Source organism: Novosphingobium sp. DS6-6, from assembly GCF_057784975.1.
The window spans coordinates 344,131-360,286 of the sequence record NZ_JBYNTS010000003.1; the positions used below are offsets into that span (position 1 = coordinate 344,131).

At 58.2% G+C, this 16,156-nt stretch carries 3 protein-coding genes; all 3 read left to right on the forward strand.

Annotated elements, in window-relative coordinates; translation table 11 throughout:
- The first annotated feature begins 124 nt into the window (after positions 1-124).
- From AC3EDY_RS05820 to AC3EDY_RS05830, 3 genes are read left to right on the forward strand one after another with little or no spacing between them, the layout of a single operon-like run.
- Positions 125-445 (forward strand): hypothetical protein, encoded by a 321-nt coding sequence (locus AC3EDY_RS05820; protein WP_488571520.1) that lies wholly within the window; start codon positions 125-127, stop codon positions 443-445.
- Entirely contained in the window at positions 446-1,072 is a 627-nt protein-coding gene (locus AC3EDY_RS05825; protein WP_488571521.1) for a hypothetical protein, read from the forward strand.
- On the forward strand, positions 1,062-16,142 hold the full coding sequence (locus AC3EDY_RS05830; protein ID WP_488571522.1) for an Ig-like domain-containing protein: 15,081 nt from the start codon (positions 1,062-1,064) through the stop codon (positions 16,140-16,142). The genes AC3EDY_RS05825 and AC3EDY_RS05830 overlap by 11 nt, the downstream gene beginning before the upstream one ends.
- Positions 16,143-16,156: the final 14 nt, after the last annotated feature.

Sequence of the window (16,156 nt, forward strand, 5' to 3'; positions counted from 1 at the left end):
TTCAATAAATTTCAAAGAATCAGTAGGGGTACGGGAGAGCCAATAAGTGCAGCGTCGCCCGATTTTGATAACCTTCTGCATTTTACCATGCCTCATAGCGGGCGGATGCATATCGCCCAACTACATGGGAATCAGCCTCGCACCAGGTGCCACTAACCCGATGTTGCAGCAGTTGGCACAGCGTGCGCGGGCTGGCGACAAACAGGCGCAGTTTGAACTCGGCACTGCATTTGAAGAAGGGCGAGGGCTGGAGAAAGACGTAAAAATGGCTCGCCGTTTATACCGGCTAGCATCAACCGACAGCGGAGGGCCAGTATGGGTCTACCTGCCCTCTGTAGGAAATCGAACCATAGGACGTGTTATTCAAGCTGGCGATATCCCCAGGGTAGCAGGCTTGATAAAAGCCAAGGACCGTTTGGCAAAGCTCAATGAGCAAGGGCATTAAATGATCAGTGGTAGTCGATCTAAGGTAGAGGCCTTGTGGTCTGCAACGGTCAAACTTTTTGCTTGGCTGGAACGCGTTTGGAAGTTCTGCCGCAAATGGTTCCTTCATGTCATTTTTGGTTTGCCTCTTCTTGGTGGTTTTGCTGCTTGGGGTGGAGCAAACTCGCAATATGCCGACATTTACGACGTTGCGACGAAAGCCCCCACGTTCTGGCTTGAGGGTACGATAACTCGGCCTGATCCACGGGGAAGAAGGTTGCAGCTGACAGATGCAAACGGCTCATCACATGAAATTCGTTGTTTCATGGATCGTTTAAGTGGATCAGATTGTTTATTTGCAAGAAATTTCCCTTTAAAAGCAAAAGTAGAATTATTTCAATATAGAAAATCACTCATAATATTAACTGTAATTGAAATAAATTCTAAAAATACGATTTTAGATCGTAATAAGCGTATGGAAATATTAAAAATGGTATCATTGCACTACGCTAATGATACGCCACGAAGCCGTTTAAATACCGGACTGTGGATTGGTACATTTCTAATCCCCTTCGGGATTGTACTAGAACTTATGGTGCGGCGCAAAGAGCGTATGGCTGCGAAACGGAGAGTGCCCCGTGTCAAATAACAAACTTTTGGATGAGTCCCTCAGTACAGCCGTTGATTTCTGGCAAACTGCGCCGAACGGAGTGTCCCTTTCGGCGAAAGTGGGCGATATTGCAAATGCGAATGAGCCTACTTCGCAGGCAGCCCGTGTCTCGTTCGCTTCCACTGTTGTGCAGACAGTCGATAGTCTCGTTCGCCCAGTAATCGAGTTGGCGAATCTAGGCAGTACCGCAACCGGCGTCGCGGCGGAGGTGGGTGGTAAAGCACTAAAAAGAGCTGGTAGCGTAGCTGCTTTTACGGGCTTTGTGGCAGATACCGTTGAGTTAAAAAATTACCTGAGTCGAAACGATAAAACAGATCAGGAAAAGGAAAACAAATATGAAGCTTGGTTATTTGGATCTGCTGCAGCAGTAATTGGTCTAGCTGCAATCACTGTCAGCACGCCAGCTGTATTGGCAGTTTTAGGAGTTGTCACAATTAGTCTTGGTGTTGCTTCAGTAATTGCTGAAAAAAACCCAAATACACTTTTTAGCAATACGATGTGGAGAGAGCATCAAGAATATTTCAATGGAACTGTTACAGCAGTTGCTCAGAAAACCAGTGATGCGGTTAGCTATATCAAGGATCTTAGGGACCGTGTTATTCAAGGTGGGACTGAAACTTATCAGACTGTTAAGCAGTTCGTTAGCCCCTATGCTGCTGCAATCCAAGAGGAATGGAGTAAGGCATCGACCGATCCTATAGCTTATTTCGCAAGCTCGGCCACTTCCGCATACACTTATGTTACCCAGTCACTTGGTGATGGCACCCGCTATCTTGCAAAGATCTCAAAAGAATTGATCGGCGGTAAGGTCGATATCGTCACGTTATTTACACCAGCAAGCGATACCGCGGAAGAAGGGCAAATTGTCGTCACGGCAAGCCGGACGGGTGGCAAGCCGACCGTCACATACACTGGAGCGATGACGGCTCTTCAAGCGTCGCCAGAACTTTCTGAAGGCTTGGCTTCGGCGCTTTTGGCGTTCGTCCAAAGCGGACAAGATATTGGTGCTAGCGATGGCGGTAGTAGCGCGAATGCTATTGCTGCTCCATCCACTCTTTCGGGAGCGAAGAGCGCTGGCGCAGCGCGGGGGGGCACATTACCGGTCGCAATGGTGGACAAGAACGGCATTGTGACTGTCGGAGGGTTCAAGGCCAAAGCAAAGTGGAGTGATGGTAAGAGCGGATTTGTATTGCAGAACGAAGAGAGCGGCATGCTGTTTCACGGCTTTGTCGTTAATGATGGTGGAGCACCTAAATTCGTCGAGACTTTACGTGAGTATAAAAGCGGTAATATTACTGTTTATATTGAACGTAAACCGGATGGTAAAATTAAAAATACTGCGTTGAGACTGACCAGCGACGAACAAATGATCAGTTTTACTGATGGTGCCGCGACGTTAGGCAGCGTCTTGGGATATCGCCTTGCTGGTGGTGATGAACTTGCTGGCGCTCTGTACTCGGCGGGGCTTCGAACGTTAGGCGAGAACCTTGGAGAGGCAGTTGATGCAATTGTATTCGGGTCGCCAGAGGCAATAGGTGAAAACGTAAAAGTTGCTTTTGCAGACTTTGATCAGGAGTTATTGCGGAACCTCAAATCTGCTGGCTTGGGGGCAATTTCATCGTTCCTAACGGCAGAACTCGTTGCAGTGTTAGGTTTTGACGGATTTGTAGGCGAGCTCACTAATAGCGCAGCTGGCTATGCAGTCGGTCGAATCGTTACGAATATTGCATCGGGCAAAGAGCTTTTCGATGGGCTGAGTCGCACGCAGCTTGGTAACGCCGTTGGAGGATTCCTGGGGTCATACCTTGCCTCCAAGGTAGTCACTTTCGACACCATCGGCGGGCAGATCGGGGCATCTGTGGGGTCGGCACTCGGTGTTATGGCAGCTGCAGAGCTTGCCAAGGCGGGCATATTAATGGGTGGCCCGGTTGGTGCAGCCATAGGCGCCTTTGTTGGATTTATCGTCGGCGGTTTGATCGGCTCGATCTTCGGTGGCACCCCCCGCTCCGGTGCCGATGCGACTTGGAACGGGGCCGAGCAGAAATTCGTCGTCACCAACGTCTGGTCACGGAAAGGCGGCTCGCAGGATGCGGCGCGCAGTCTGGCCAGTTCGGCGGCGGAAACTTTCAATGCCGTTATCGCGGCTGCCGGGGGCACGCTCCTGAACCCGACCGGGGTGCTTGCCGGCAACTATGGCATGCGCAAGAAGGACTACGTCTATCAAACACGCGGATCGATGGACCAGAGCTACATAGCGTTCCGAGTCTCTTCAAAGCAGCAGAATGCCTTTGGCCGTGTGGTTGGTTACGGCGTTTATCAAGGCCTGACGGACCCTGATTTTCAGATTGCCGGAGGCAATGTCTACGTCAAGCGCGCGATCTACAATACCTTCGAGCTCGGCGGCGTCGATGCCACGAACTTCGACACCAATGTCTTGGTCGGCAACATATCGTCTGCACAGAGCTACGAAAGTTACCTCTCCAATTCGTCGGTGATCAATGCGCTCGTTTCCGCAGAGCCTGATAGTGCCTTCACAGCAGAGACTCTTATAAATCTGGCGCGGGCCGATGAACTCGGGCTCACGCGCCGGCATCGCAGCGACTGGTTTGGTGGTTTCACTTATGTGCTGAAGGAAGCCGATACCAACGCGGGCAATGTCAATTTCAGATTCGACTATGATTATGGCAGCGGTCAGATAAGTCGCCTTATCGGTATCGGCCGCTATACGTTTGGCGACACCATCGACATTGCCGGCCAAACCACTATCGAAGCCACATCCGGTACCGATACCATAGACCTGAGGTCCGCCAAGCTTACTGACCAGCGCGGTTTCGAAGTCGACGGACATCTGAATAACGACATCGCGGTTACCGGCAGTGACTTTTCTGCCAGGACAGTAGCGGTGTCGTTCGCCGCCAACAGCCGGCGGACCAGCGTGTCGGTGGCGGTTGCCAACGACGGCATTGCGGAAGCAACGGAAACGTTCCTCGCGAGCCTGTCCAATGCGCCAACCATGCGCATCATGGGCGGAGACGCCGTTGCAACCGTGACAGACGGCACAGCGACCTTGCCGACGCTGATGGTTGGCGACAGCTATGCCTGGGAAGGCGACGGCTATGCCGTATTCCGCATTTCGCTGTCCAAGGCGGCTGCTACCGCGGTTACGCTGTCCTTGGCCCTTGGTGGCGACGGTGCGTCGGGTGCCGGTGTCGATTTCGGTAGCGCGGGTGTAGCCAATATCCAAGTTTCGGACGACGGCATCAATTGGGTCAACGCGACGAGCCTGACGTTCACCGCGGGATCTCGAGAGCGCTTCGTGCGAACGGCTATTGTCGCCGATAACACCCCCAATCCGGCCTATGATCCTGAGGGAACGGAGCCGCAGTACCTCAACGTCGAGGGCAACGAACGCTTTACGCTGTCGGCCACCGTCACCGCAGGCGCGGCGGCGCTTGCCAATGGCACTTCCGTTGTCAGCGGGACCGGAACGATCGTCGACGGCGCGGGTAACGAGCCGCTCGTCTGGATCGACGATGTCGTACTCGACGAAGCGAGCGGACAGGCGGTGTTTACCCTGTCTCGCTCGCGCCCGCTCGCCACGACTGCGACTGTCGATTTTGCAACTTCGGACCGTCGCGTGCTCGATATCGACATCGCGGCCACCGTCGATGGCGGCGACGGCAACGATACGATCTATGCCTCGAACCTTGGCGACAATGTCTTCGGCGGCGCAGGCAACGATACGCTCTATGGCGGTCGGTTGGACGACTGGCTGCTTGGCGGCGACGGCGATGACAGGCTCGATGCAGGTACTCTAGATCAGGCGGCGCTTGGCGGCGATGGCAACTACCTGAACGGCGGTGCCGGTAACGACATCCTCAAAGGGCGGGAAGGCTCCGATTGGCTCGAAGGCGGCGATGGCGTGGATACGCTGACGGGCGGTGCGGGCGATGACATTCTTGCGGGTGGAGCCGGCGGTGGTGACAACCTGAAAGGCGGCCAGGATAGTGACCAGTATGTGGTCCGCCTGGGCGACGGCCTTGATATTGCCGAGGAGGACGCAACGGGAGCACCGGTCTCGACCGGTGCAGGCGATGCGATGACGCAGCGCATTGCCAACATCGAGAAGTGGAAGCTCAATTCCGCCACGGCTGACGCCATTCGGCCGGATTGGACGGGCACGTCGGCAGGGGTGCAGAACGGAACGATCACGGGCGGGGAAGACGCTATCGTCTTTGGCGCCGGGATCACGATTGGCGACATCAAGCTGCAGCGCTCGGGTACGTCCGCTGCACCGGGCAACGACCTGCTGGTCATGGTCATGCAGACGGTCAACAACGTCGAGACGTTCAGCGGCACCCAGCTCACGGTCAAAGACTGGTTCACCAATCCGTTCAAGCGGATCGAATGGCTCAAGTTTGCCGATGGCAACGAGATTCGGATCGGCGATATCACCAGTTTCATCGCTGGAGGGTCAGGCAGCGACGTGCTCGTTGGAACCGGCGGCAATGATTTCGTCTATGGCGGTGCGGGTAACGACAAGTTGTTCCTGCTGGGCGGTGACGATGTCGGCAACGGCGGCACGGGCAATGACATGGTGGCCGGCGATATCGGCCGCGATCTGCTGATCGGCGGGCTCGGCGATGACGAGCTGATCGGTGGCGGCGGCATGGACGCGATCACCGGGGATGCCGGCGCCGACGATATCTATGGCGGAGCCGACCGGGACATTGTTTCCGGCGGCCGCGGCGATGGCGACGTCGTTGTCGGGGGGGCGGGTGACGATACCTTCCGCTATACTCGCGGCGATGGCCGCGACACGGTTTTCGATGAATATGCAGCCTACTGGGATACGGTATGGAGCGCCGATGCCAGCGTACCTGGGGGGCGCTGGGGCACGGGCTACAGCTACAACGCCTTGACCGGTGAGGTGACCGGCCCCGACGCCACGCTGATCCGCAAGAACTTCGGCACTACCGCCGAGCCCGATCTGCGCTGGCTCGGTCGTTATGACTACGACAGCGCGAGCCAGACGCTCAAGCGGTTCAACCCGCCCGTGGATGCGCCAACCGTTACGGCCAACAGCGGTGTCGATACGATCGAATTCGCGCCTGGCATCAATCTCCAGGACGTGATCCTTCGCCGGCCCGCCGGCACCGACGATCTTGTGCTGGCGATCAGCGACGAGGACGAAGAACTCGCCGATACCTCGCTCGCCAAGGACAGCATCACCATCAGAGACTGGTATGACTCGCCGGGAAGCATTGAAAAGCTTGCGTTCTATCAGACCGGAATACTCGACATCATCCCCACCAAGACCTCGTTGATCGCCGGGACCGACGGTGCAGACGGGACGTTGTCCACGCCCCTTTCAGGCACGGCCATTGCCGATTGGATCACGGGCGCGGCGGGCAACGACGTCATTTCGGGAGGAACGGGCAACGATATCCTTGCCGGCAACAGCGGGTTCGATACGCTGAGAGGCGAGGCCGGTGACGACGTTCTCTATGGCGGCACCGGCAACGACACGCTCGATGGCGGCGCCGGCAAGGACGTTCTCATCGGGGGCGCGGGTCAGGACGCGGCATCTTACGCGTCAAGCACGGCGGCAGTTCGTGTCCAGCTCAGCGCGCCAAATATGAATGCCGGCGATGCTGTCGGCGACGAGTACCATAGCATCGAAGATCTTGTCGGCGGCAGCGGTGCCGACGTGCTCGGCGGCGATAGCGGCCAGAACGAACTGACCGGTGGCGCAGGCAACGACTCCCTGTTCGGCAACGAAGGTGACGATACCTACGTCTGGAACGCCGGGAGCGGCGCGGACACGATCTATGACAGCAGCTTTGTCATGGAAGAGGCCGTGACTGCCGCGGGTGTGCTCAACGCGGGATATACCGTTAGCTGGACCAACACCGGGACGGTTTCGGTGTCGGGATCAACATACTGGCGCCTGCAGATCCGCAATAGCGCCAATGAACTCGTACACGATGATGCGACCTGGTCCTATGCCAACGGAACCAATCCCGCAGCACCAAGCCCGAGCAGCTACAATCTCGGCAAATGGCTCGGCGGCTTTGCCCGGACCAATGGTGTCCAGGTCACGCGCCAAAAGCTCGATACAAGCCGCAACGCGGGCAATGACGAGCTCGAGTTCGGGGCAAATATCAGCCTCAACGATCTCACGTTCATCAAGAACGGCAATGACCTGGTCGTCCGCCATGGCGGATTGGCGTCGTCGCAAGTGACGATCAAGGACCAGTTCCTGGCGAACAGCGCGGTCGAGACGCTCAAGCTCAACGACGGGCTTTCGGTTTCTTTGTCGAGTGTCCTGGTCGCGTCGAGCAGCGCACAGCTCCTTGGAACGAGCGGCGATGATCTCCTGGCGGGACAGGCGGGAGAGCTTGCCGACAGTCTGTCGGGGGGCGACGGAAACGACGTGCTCGTCGGCTACGCCGGTGACGATGTTCTCAGTGGTGGCAATGGCGATGACCTGTTCGAAGGCGGTCTGGGCGCGGATACGCTTACCGGCGGTGCCAATAGCCCGTCGAACGCGGGTTCCGATGCCGGCGACACTGCACGATATGTGCGATCGGCGCTGGGCGTTACGGTGGATCTCAACCTCGCTACCGCCCAAGGGGGCGCCGCTGGGTCCGATGCGCTCGGTGACGTTCTGAACGGTATCGAGAACCTCGTCGGCTCTGCGTTCGACGATACCTTGACGGGCGATGCCAACGATAACCGCCTGTTCGGCCTTGGCGGCGTCGACATCCTGCGCGGCGGCGCAGGTGCTGACATCGTCAGTGGCGATGGTGGCAATGACATGCTCTACGGCGATGCCGGCGAAGACGGCCTGTCGGGCGGCGATGGCAACGATGTCCTCTATGGAGGCACCGAAAACGACACCCTCGACGGTGGCGATGGCACCGACCAACTCTATGGAGAAGCTGGCAACGACACCTTGACCGGGCAGGCTGGTGCCGATCGCCTGGATGGCGGCGATGGCGACGACGTCCTCGTTGGAGGAGCGGACAACGATGTCCTTTTGGGAGGGGCGGGCAACGACACGCTGAGTGGGGATGCCGGCAATGACAACCTCCAGGGCGGCAGCGGCAACGACGTGTACAAGTTTGAGCGGATGTCCGGCGCCGACACATTGGTCGACACGGTGGGTACGAACATCCTGACGTTCGATAGCTCGGTACGCTACGATCAGCTCTGGCTGACCCGTGTCGGCAACGATCTGCGGGTCGGCGTGATCGGCGGTAACACAGCTGTTACGGTCACGGGCTTTTTCCTGAGCACCGGGCAAAGCCGCGTCGGCGCGATCCAGACCACCACGCACACCATTTTCCTCGACCACCCCGACACGCTCAATCTTGTGACGGCAATGTCGGTCGCCACCGCGACACCCTCCGCGACGCCCGCTGCAATGCCGGATGCGATCATGCCCAAGCTCGCGACCTATTGGCATGAAGGCGACAAGGCTGCACCAACGGGTCCTGCGGTGCCGCGCGCGATCTCTCTTGCCGAAGATGCCGTCCTGGCTATCGATGGCAATTACGGCGTGATCGATCACGACCAGAACCTTACAGGCTATCGCCTCAAGGCCGACAGCGGTCCAACCAAAGGTGCAATCACCAACTTCAACGCGTCTACCGGTGCGCTAACCTATACGCCGTTTGCGGATGCTAATGGTGCCGACAGTTTTGTCGTCATCGCGACCGATGCTGACGGCCAGTCGGTCGAGCTGCCGGTCAACGTCACGATCGCTCCAGTCAATGATGCGCCCCGCAACTTTGTCGTATCCGGTGGAGGAAGCCTCACGGTTCTGGAAAGCGCGCCCGGCAGCACGACAGCCAATGGAACGGTCGTCGGCCAGTTTGCGGGGGTCGATGTAGAAGGCGATCCGTTCAGCTGGTCGCTGGCCGACAATGCGGGTGGACGCTTCTCCATCACAGCAGGCGGCCAGCTTCAGGTGGCAAACGCCGCTTTGCTCAATCGCGAAACGGCCTCCAGTCACACGATCCAGGTACGGGCGACTGACGCAATTGGTGCTTCTGCGGTAGCTTCGTTCGTTGTCAGCATCGGTAATGTCAACGAGGCCCCCAATGCGCCGTCCCTGACCTCGTCGCGGGGTGTGGCCGCCGAATATGTCGCCGGGGTCAACAGCGCAAACATCAGCACTTCGGTGGCACAGTTTACGACCAGCGATCCCGATGGCGCGCAGTCCCTCACGCTCGTTTTCGCGTCCGACGCCACGGGGAATCCCGGCAACCGCTTCAAGATCGTCGGGAATCAGGTCCAGTTTGCGGTCGAGCCCGATTTCGAAGCGCTGGTAGGAGCAGGTTTCGCGATCGCCGACAGCGATGGTGACGGACTTGGTGAAGTGACGCTGACTGGAAAGGTGCTCACCAGCGACGGTGCGTTGCTTTCCGGAACGTCGACAGCCTTCTCGGTGAAAGTGGAAGATGTCAATCAGCAACAGACCGCCATCACCTTGGGGTCGCCCGCAGCCTCGATCAGCGAGCGCGATCGCCTCGCCGCAGGTTCGGTGCGTCCGGCGCTGGTGCTGGGGACGCTGAACGTTACCGACCCTGATCTGGCTGGCCAGCTTACCGGCCAACACAGCTATGCGGTCTATGAGGGCTCATCGACCAGCGTGAGCACGCGCTTTGCTGTCAACGGGAGCAATCAGCTGATCTTGCTCGCCGATCAAAGTCTCGACTTCGAGACCGATGGCGCTTCGATTACGCTCAAGGTGCGGGCTACTGACAAGTCAACAAATCCGCTTACTCTCGATCGGACATTCGTGTTTGCGATCAACAACGCTGACGATATTGTCGATGGCACGGCCGCGGCGGAGGCGCTGACCGGACAGCAGAATCGCGACATCCTCCGCGGATTTGCCGGAGACGACACGCTGTGGGGACTGGACGGCAGCGACCAGCTAGAGGGCGGGGACGGCAACGATACCCTTTATGGCGGCAATGGCGACGATACCATGCTCGGCCAGCTCGGCAATGACATCCTTCATGGAAACGCCGGTAACGACAGCCTCGACGGCGGCGACGGTGCCGACGTGCTCAGCGGCGGTGATGGGAACGACACGCTTAACGGAGGTCTCGGGAACGACGGAACGCGGGCTACGGGAACCGATGCCTGGCGTGGCTTTACCGTGGCCGGTCTGGCAGGTGGCGACGGGAACGATATCCTTAACGGCGGCGACGGTGACGATTATCTCGATGGCGGTCTCGGTGCCGATCAGTTGATTGGCGGCGTCGGCTTCGATGGCGTCGATTATGGCGCATCCGCAGCCGGCGTGGTGGTCAACCTCGCGTTGCATACGTCCACCGCAAGCACCGCGAGCGGCGGCAGCGCGCAGGGGGACTTCTTCTCAGGCATCGAACTTGTGCAGGGTTCGGCATTTGCCGACACGATCACCGGGTCTGCCTTGTCCGACGTGCTTCTCGGCGGTGCGGGCAACGACATCATCAAGGGCGGTGCGGGCAATGACTTCCTGCTTGGTGGTGCGGGGGACGATGATCTCGACGCGGAGGCGGGGGACGACTACCTCGACGGCGGTGCCGGCAACGATCTGCTGAAAGGCGGCGTCGATAACGACGTTTATTTCATCGGCCGCAACCAGGGCAACGACCGCATCCGCAACTTCGACTCGACGGGTACCAATTTCGACCATATCGCGCTCGATGGCACGATCCTCTATACCGACGTCTGGTTCGACCGTGTCGACGATGCCGGCGTGACCAGCGCAACCGGCGCGCATCTGAAAATGACAATACTCGGGGCGGCAGGACCGGAAGGTTCGGTCATAATCGAGAATTGGTACACCAGTCCCGACTTCGGGCTGCCCGACAGCTACTTCAAGATCGATCTGGTTTCCGACGGGGTGGTTCGCGCTGCACTCCCCGTCAATGTCAATGCGCTCGTTACGACCATGGCGGCGATTCCGTCTGCCAGCCGGCCAACGACGCAGGCGCAGATGGCCGCGCTGCGCAGCAGCAACCAGAGCTTCAGCAATGCGTTGGAGGACTACTGGGGACGCCTGAGCCCGCCAAAGATCAGCGACACGGTGGCCATCTCGGGCGTCGAAGCACTGAACAATGGCACTGCTACTGTCAGCTTCGCGGTTCGGGCCTGGTTCCAGGATGATCAGGGCCTGGGTCTCGTCATCCCTGCCAGCCAGATCGACCTTCTGCTTACCGCGACGGGCGGTCATGTGCTCTCGAACTACGTGAGCGCGGTAGACTATGGGACGCCCGACAGCAACGGCAACCGGACCGTTACGCTGACGCTTCAGCCCAACGCGAGCACCCATCTGCTGTCTGGTGGAACGCTGCCCTTGCAATTGCAGGCGCAGATTCGCGGAACGACGCGCACTGCACTGGACGCAGGGGGGATCGCTCTCACGATTACCCCGACAGCGGACACGCCGAGTTTTAGCCAGCTGGCAAGCAGCGGAGGCAACGCCGGGACCGACATACCGCTGAACATCGCCGCGGGCAGCGTCGATGTTGATGGTTCCGAACGCGTCGATGTGCTTATCAAGAATGTACCTTCGGGCTATAGCCTGGTTAATGCCAGCGGTAGCGCGGTCGGAACCTGGGATTCCACCAATGGTTGGTGGCGCTTGACCACCGCGCAGCTTTCAGGACTGAAACTGCGCGTCCCGGCGGGGCGTTTCGAGAACGCTGCGCTCCAGGTCGCTGCGCAGTCTCTCGACGGCGGCTCGAGCCTGACCTCTGCCTGGCAGGCGCTCACTGTCGTCGTCAATGCCGCACCCACAAATATCACCTTGACTGGCTCCGTGGCCGAGAATGCCGCAAACGGTACGTTTGTGGGAACATTGGCGGGCGTGGATCCGGATACGGCCGAGGGTGCACCGGCCCCGGTAAGCTTCCAGCTCATCAATAATGCCGGTGGCCGCTACATCCTCGATTCATCCAACCCGAGCCGCCTGTTGGTCAACAACGGTGGAGCGAACCTCAACTTTGAGTCTGCCACGCGCGACGCGGACAATACGATAACGGTCCGCGTTACGGACAGCACCGGGCTTTGGAAGGACGTGAACATCGTCGTACCGGTCACGAACGTGGCTGAAGCGCCAGGCGCGCCGGGCGGTGGCTCGACCGCATGGTCGTTCTTCGACGAGAGCGGCATGGGATCGAATCCCGCTGCGACAGGAAAGACCATCGCTGCATTCAGTCTCAGCGACCCCGATGGCCCCACACCTGCGCTGCGTTTTGCTGCTGGTGGCAATCCCAACGGCTGGTTCACGATCGTCGGCAATCAGGTCCAATTCAACAACGGCGCTTATGACTTCGAGTGGTTCCGCGCCAATGGCTATGGAGTCAACGATTGGAATGGCGACGGCCGGCTCGAAGCCCATATCGCCGACGTCCGGATCGAGGCTTGGGACGGCAGCCTTGCGTCGACGACGTCGACCTTGCTGCAGGTGTTCATTTCCGACGTGAACGAAGCGCCAAATGCGCCGGACAACGGCGTCACCAAGTGGTCGTTCCTTGATGAAACCGGCTTGGGGTCGAACCCTGCCAATACCTTTGCCGCAGTTGCTTCCTTTACGCTCAGCGATCCGGACGGTCCGACGCCCGTGCTGCGTTTCTCCGATGGCAGCACCAGCCAGGGATGGTTTTATATCGATGGCAACACGGTGAGGATCAATCCTGGCGTAAATCTCGATTTCGAGTGGCTCCGGGCCAATGGCTACGGGATCAACGACTGGAACGGGGATGGACGGCAGGATGCACACATTGCAAACGTCTGGGTAAAGGCGTTCGATGGCAACGCCTGGTCGAGTGACGAACTGCTGCAGGTCTTCATTTCCGACGTCAACGAAGCGCCCAACGCTCCCGATAACGGGGTCACCAAGTGGTCGTTCCTCGACGAGACCGGCCTTGGCTCCAACCCCGCCAATGCCTACAGCGTCGTTGCCTCGTTTGCGATGAGCGATCCGGACGGGACGGCGCCCGTGCTGCGTTTCTCGGACGGCAGCACCAGCCAAGGCTGGTTCTATATCGACGGCAACACGGTGCGCATAAACCCCAATCTCAATTTTGATTTCGAGTGGTTCCGCGCGAACGGCTCAAACATCTACGACTGGAACGGCGACGGGCGCCTCGATGCCCATGTGGCTGACGTCTGGGTCAAGGCTTTCGACGGCAACGCCTGGTCAGCCGATGAGAAATTGCAAGTGTTCATCTCTGACATCAACGAACCACACAACCTGAGCAACGCGACGTTCAACGTTAACGAATCGGATGCTGCACTGGGACCCGCCGTACCACTTGCCAATACGAGCGGTACGCCGATCAGCCTTCGCAACAGTATCTTGTCTGACCCTGAAGGGCGGAACATGCGCTGGCAGTTTACCAACGGCACTGCCGATTGGGGGCCGTGGCATATCGACCCCGATGGAACTCTTAAGATGTATCAGGGTGTCGATTTTGACAAGATCGCGGCCGTGAATGCGACGTATAACGTGACGATCAGAGGCGTCGAGACCATACCAGTCAGTTATGTCGCCAGTTTCGACGCATCAAAGGCCGTCTATAATCTGGGCGTTCAGGCAATCGACGATACGACCGGCTTGGTTCGTAGCGCGACGATCACGCTTGCCGTGCAGAATGTCGATGAAGCGCCGATTGTTACCCAGACTGTCGTGGGCGCGAAAACGGCAAGAGTGGGCGATGCCTACCAGATCTATGCCGGTCAATCGGGCGTTGTGATGTCTGCTGCAGGCCGTGATCCCGAGTCAGTCGGTGTGTTGCCGGCAACCGTGACTTATTCCCTTTCCGCAGTCTCCTATCGGCAGATTACCCAATATACCGCATCCTTCGGAAACAATATTCTTGCTTCTGGAGAGACGCCTGTCGCAAATAGGCCGAATATATCTATAGATTCTTCAGGACAAATTTCGATATCATCGGCATGGACGCCTATGTCATCTAATTATTCGCAATTCGGAACCTATGTAGCTAATTATGGATCCTTTGAATATACATTTGCGGCTTACGCAACGGATGCTGGTGGACGAACGACATCGACGACCATAACTTTTCGATTTATGCCATCAGGTGCAGTGAAGCCTCCGCTGATATTTGACCTTGATGGCGATGGCCTTGAATTGACTAGCTTGCTGGCTTCAAGCACCATGTTCGACATGGACGGTGATGGTCTGCGGGACAAGACGGGTTGGGTGGGGCCTGACGATGGGCTTCTGGCCATTGATCGCGATGGCAACGGCACCATCGACAACATTGGCGAAATTTCCTTTGCGGCCGATCTTGATGGCGCATTGTCCGACCTTGAAGGGCTGCGTGCCTATGATACCAACGGCGACGGGTTCTTCGACAGCGACGACGCCCAGTTTGCCGACTTCCGCATATGGCAGGATGCCAACAGCGACGGCGTAAGCCAGGACGACGAACTCAAAACGCTTGCCGAGCGTGGCATCGAGGCGATCAACCTGACGTTGACGCTCAATGACGTTGAGCACAATGAAAGCGACAATTTCCTTTACGGCACCACCGAATATCTGCGTTCAGACGGATCGAGCGCAGCCGTAGGCGACGTGTTTCTTGCTCACGAGGTCACCGTACCGGCACCGGACGCACCGGCGGAAGACACGGAACTTGCAGCGCCAATCGTGTTCGATTTGGACGACGACGACCAAGGCCTGGTATCGCTGGCAGACAGTGTCACCCGCTTCGACATGAACGGCGATGGCATTGCCGACAAGACAGGCTGGATCGAGCAGGGCGACGCCTTGCTCGCGCTTGATCGCAACGGCAACGGCACAATCGACGATATCAGCGAGATTTCCTATGTCAGTGACAAGCTCGGGGCAAAGACCGATCTCGAAGGCCTGGCCGCTTTTGATAGCAATGGCGATGGCCTGCTTGACGGGCAGGACGCGCGCTTTGTCGAATTCAAGCTCTGGGCAGACAACAATTCGAACGGCAAGACCGACGCCGGCGAACTGCTTAGCCTTGCCGAGGCTGGCGTTACAGCAATCAATCTGACCGGCACCGCAACGGATGAAGTCGAAACGCCGGGCTCGAACATCGTGTACAACATGGGGAGTTATACGCTCTCCAGCGGCCAGACCGGAACGTTCATGGATGCGGGCTTCGCCTTCAAGCCGCTTCGCGAAGTGGAGTACCAGCACAGCACCCGAGGCGGGAAAAGCAGGCACTATCGGTTTTCCTCATCCAATGGGACGCTTCAGCTCAATCCCCGCAAGGCCCAGGGCGCAATCGATCCACGTGCAGGCCAGGTTGCGGCAGCGTCGATTGTCAAGTTCGACACCGGGTCGATCGGGATGCTGCAGACGATCTTCATCGACCTTGACGGCGATGGGCTGGAAGGCCGCCGTAAAAACAAAACCAATGCCCTGTTCGATATGGACGGGGACAGCGTGACCGATGACACGGGCTGGGTTGCGGACAAGGACGGGATACTGGTGATCGACCGCAATAACGATGGTTTGATCACAACCGCAGCCGAGTTGTCGCTCCTCAAGGAAAAGGATGAGGCCAAGAGTTCCTGGGAAGCCTTGATGTCGCTAGACAGCAGCAAGGATGGCAAACTGGATAAGAACGATGCCCGTTTTGCCGATCTCAAAGTGTGGGTCGACCGCGATCACGACGGGGTTACTGACGAGGGCGAACTCAGCGGCTTGTCCGGTCTGGGAATCAAGGAGATCGGTCTGTCCACCAATGCCGTGAACGATCAGGTGAAGCCGGGAGACAACATTGCGCTCTCGACTGCGACATTTACCTGGGATAACGGGATTACCGGAACGATCGGCACGGTCGCCCTGGCATTCGACCCGAGCTCTGCATCTGCCCCTGAAACGCTGTCGACCGGAGCTTTGGCTTCCCAAACAGCGGCATCGCAGTTGCGCGAGGCGATGAGCAGTTTCGGAGCGGGTGCGGACGGCAGCACACTTTCCTCGGTTGCGGCAAGTCAGTGGAGTGAATCCAATCTGCTTGCAGCGTCCACTGCCTGAGATCGACCAGTACT

Bases quoted from the DNA above. Each gene is read 5' to 3' on its own strand.
- AC3EDY_RS05820 (WP_488571520.1), top strand. From the start codon at position 125: ATGGGAATCAGCCTCGCACCAGGTGCCACTAACCCGATGTTGCAGCAG.
- AC3EDY_RS05825 (WP_488571521.1), top strand. From the start codon at position 446: ATGATCAGTGGTAGTCGATCTAAGGTAGAGGCCTTGTGGTCTGCAACG.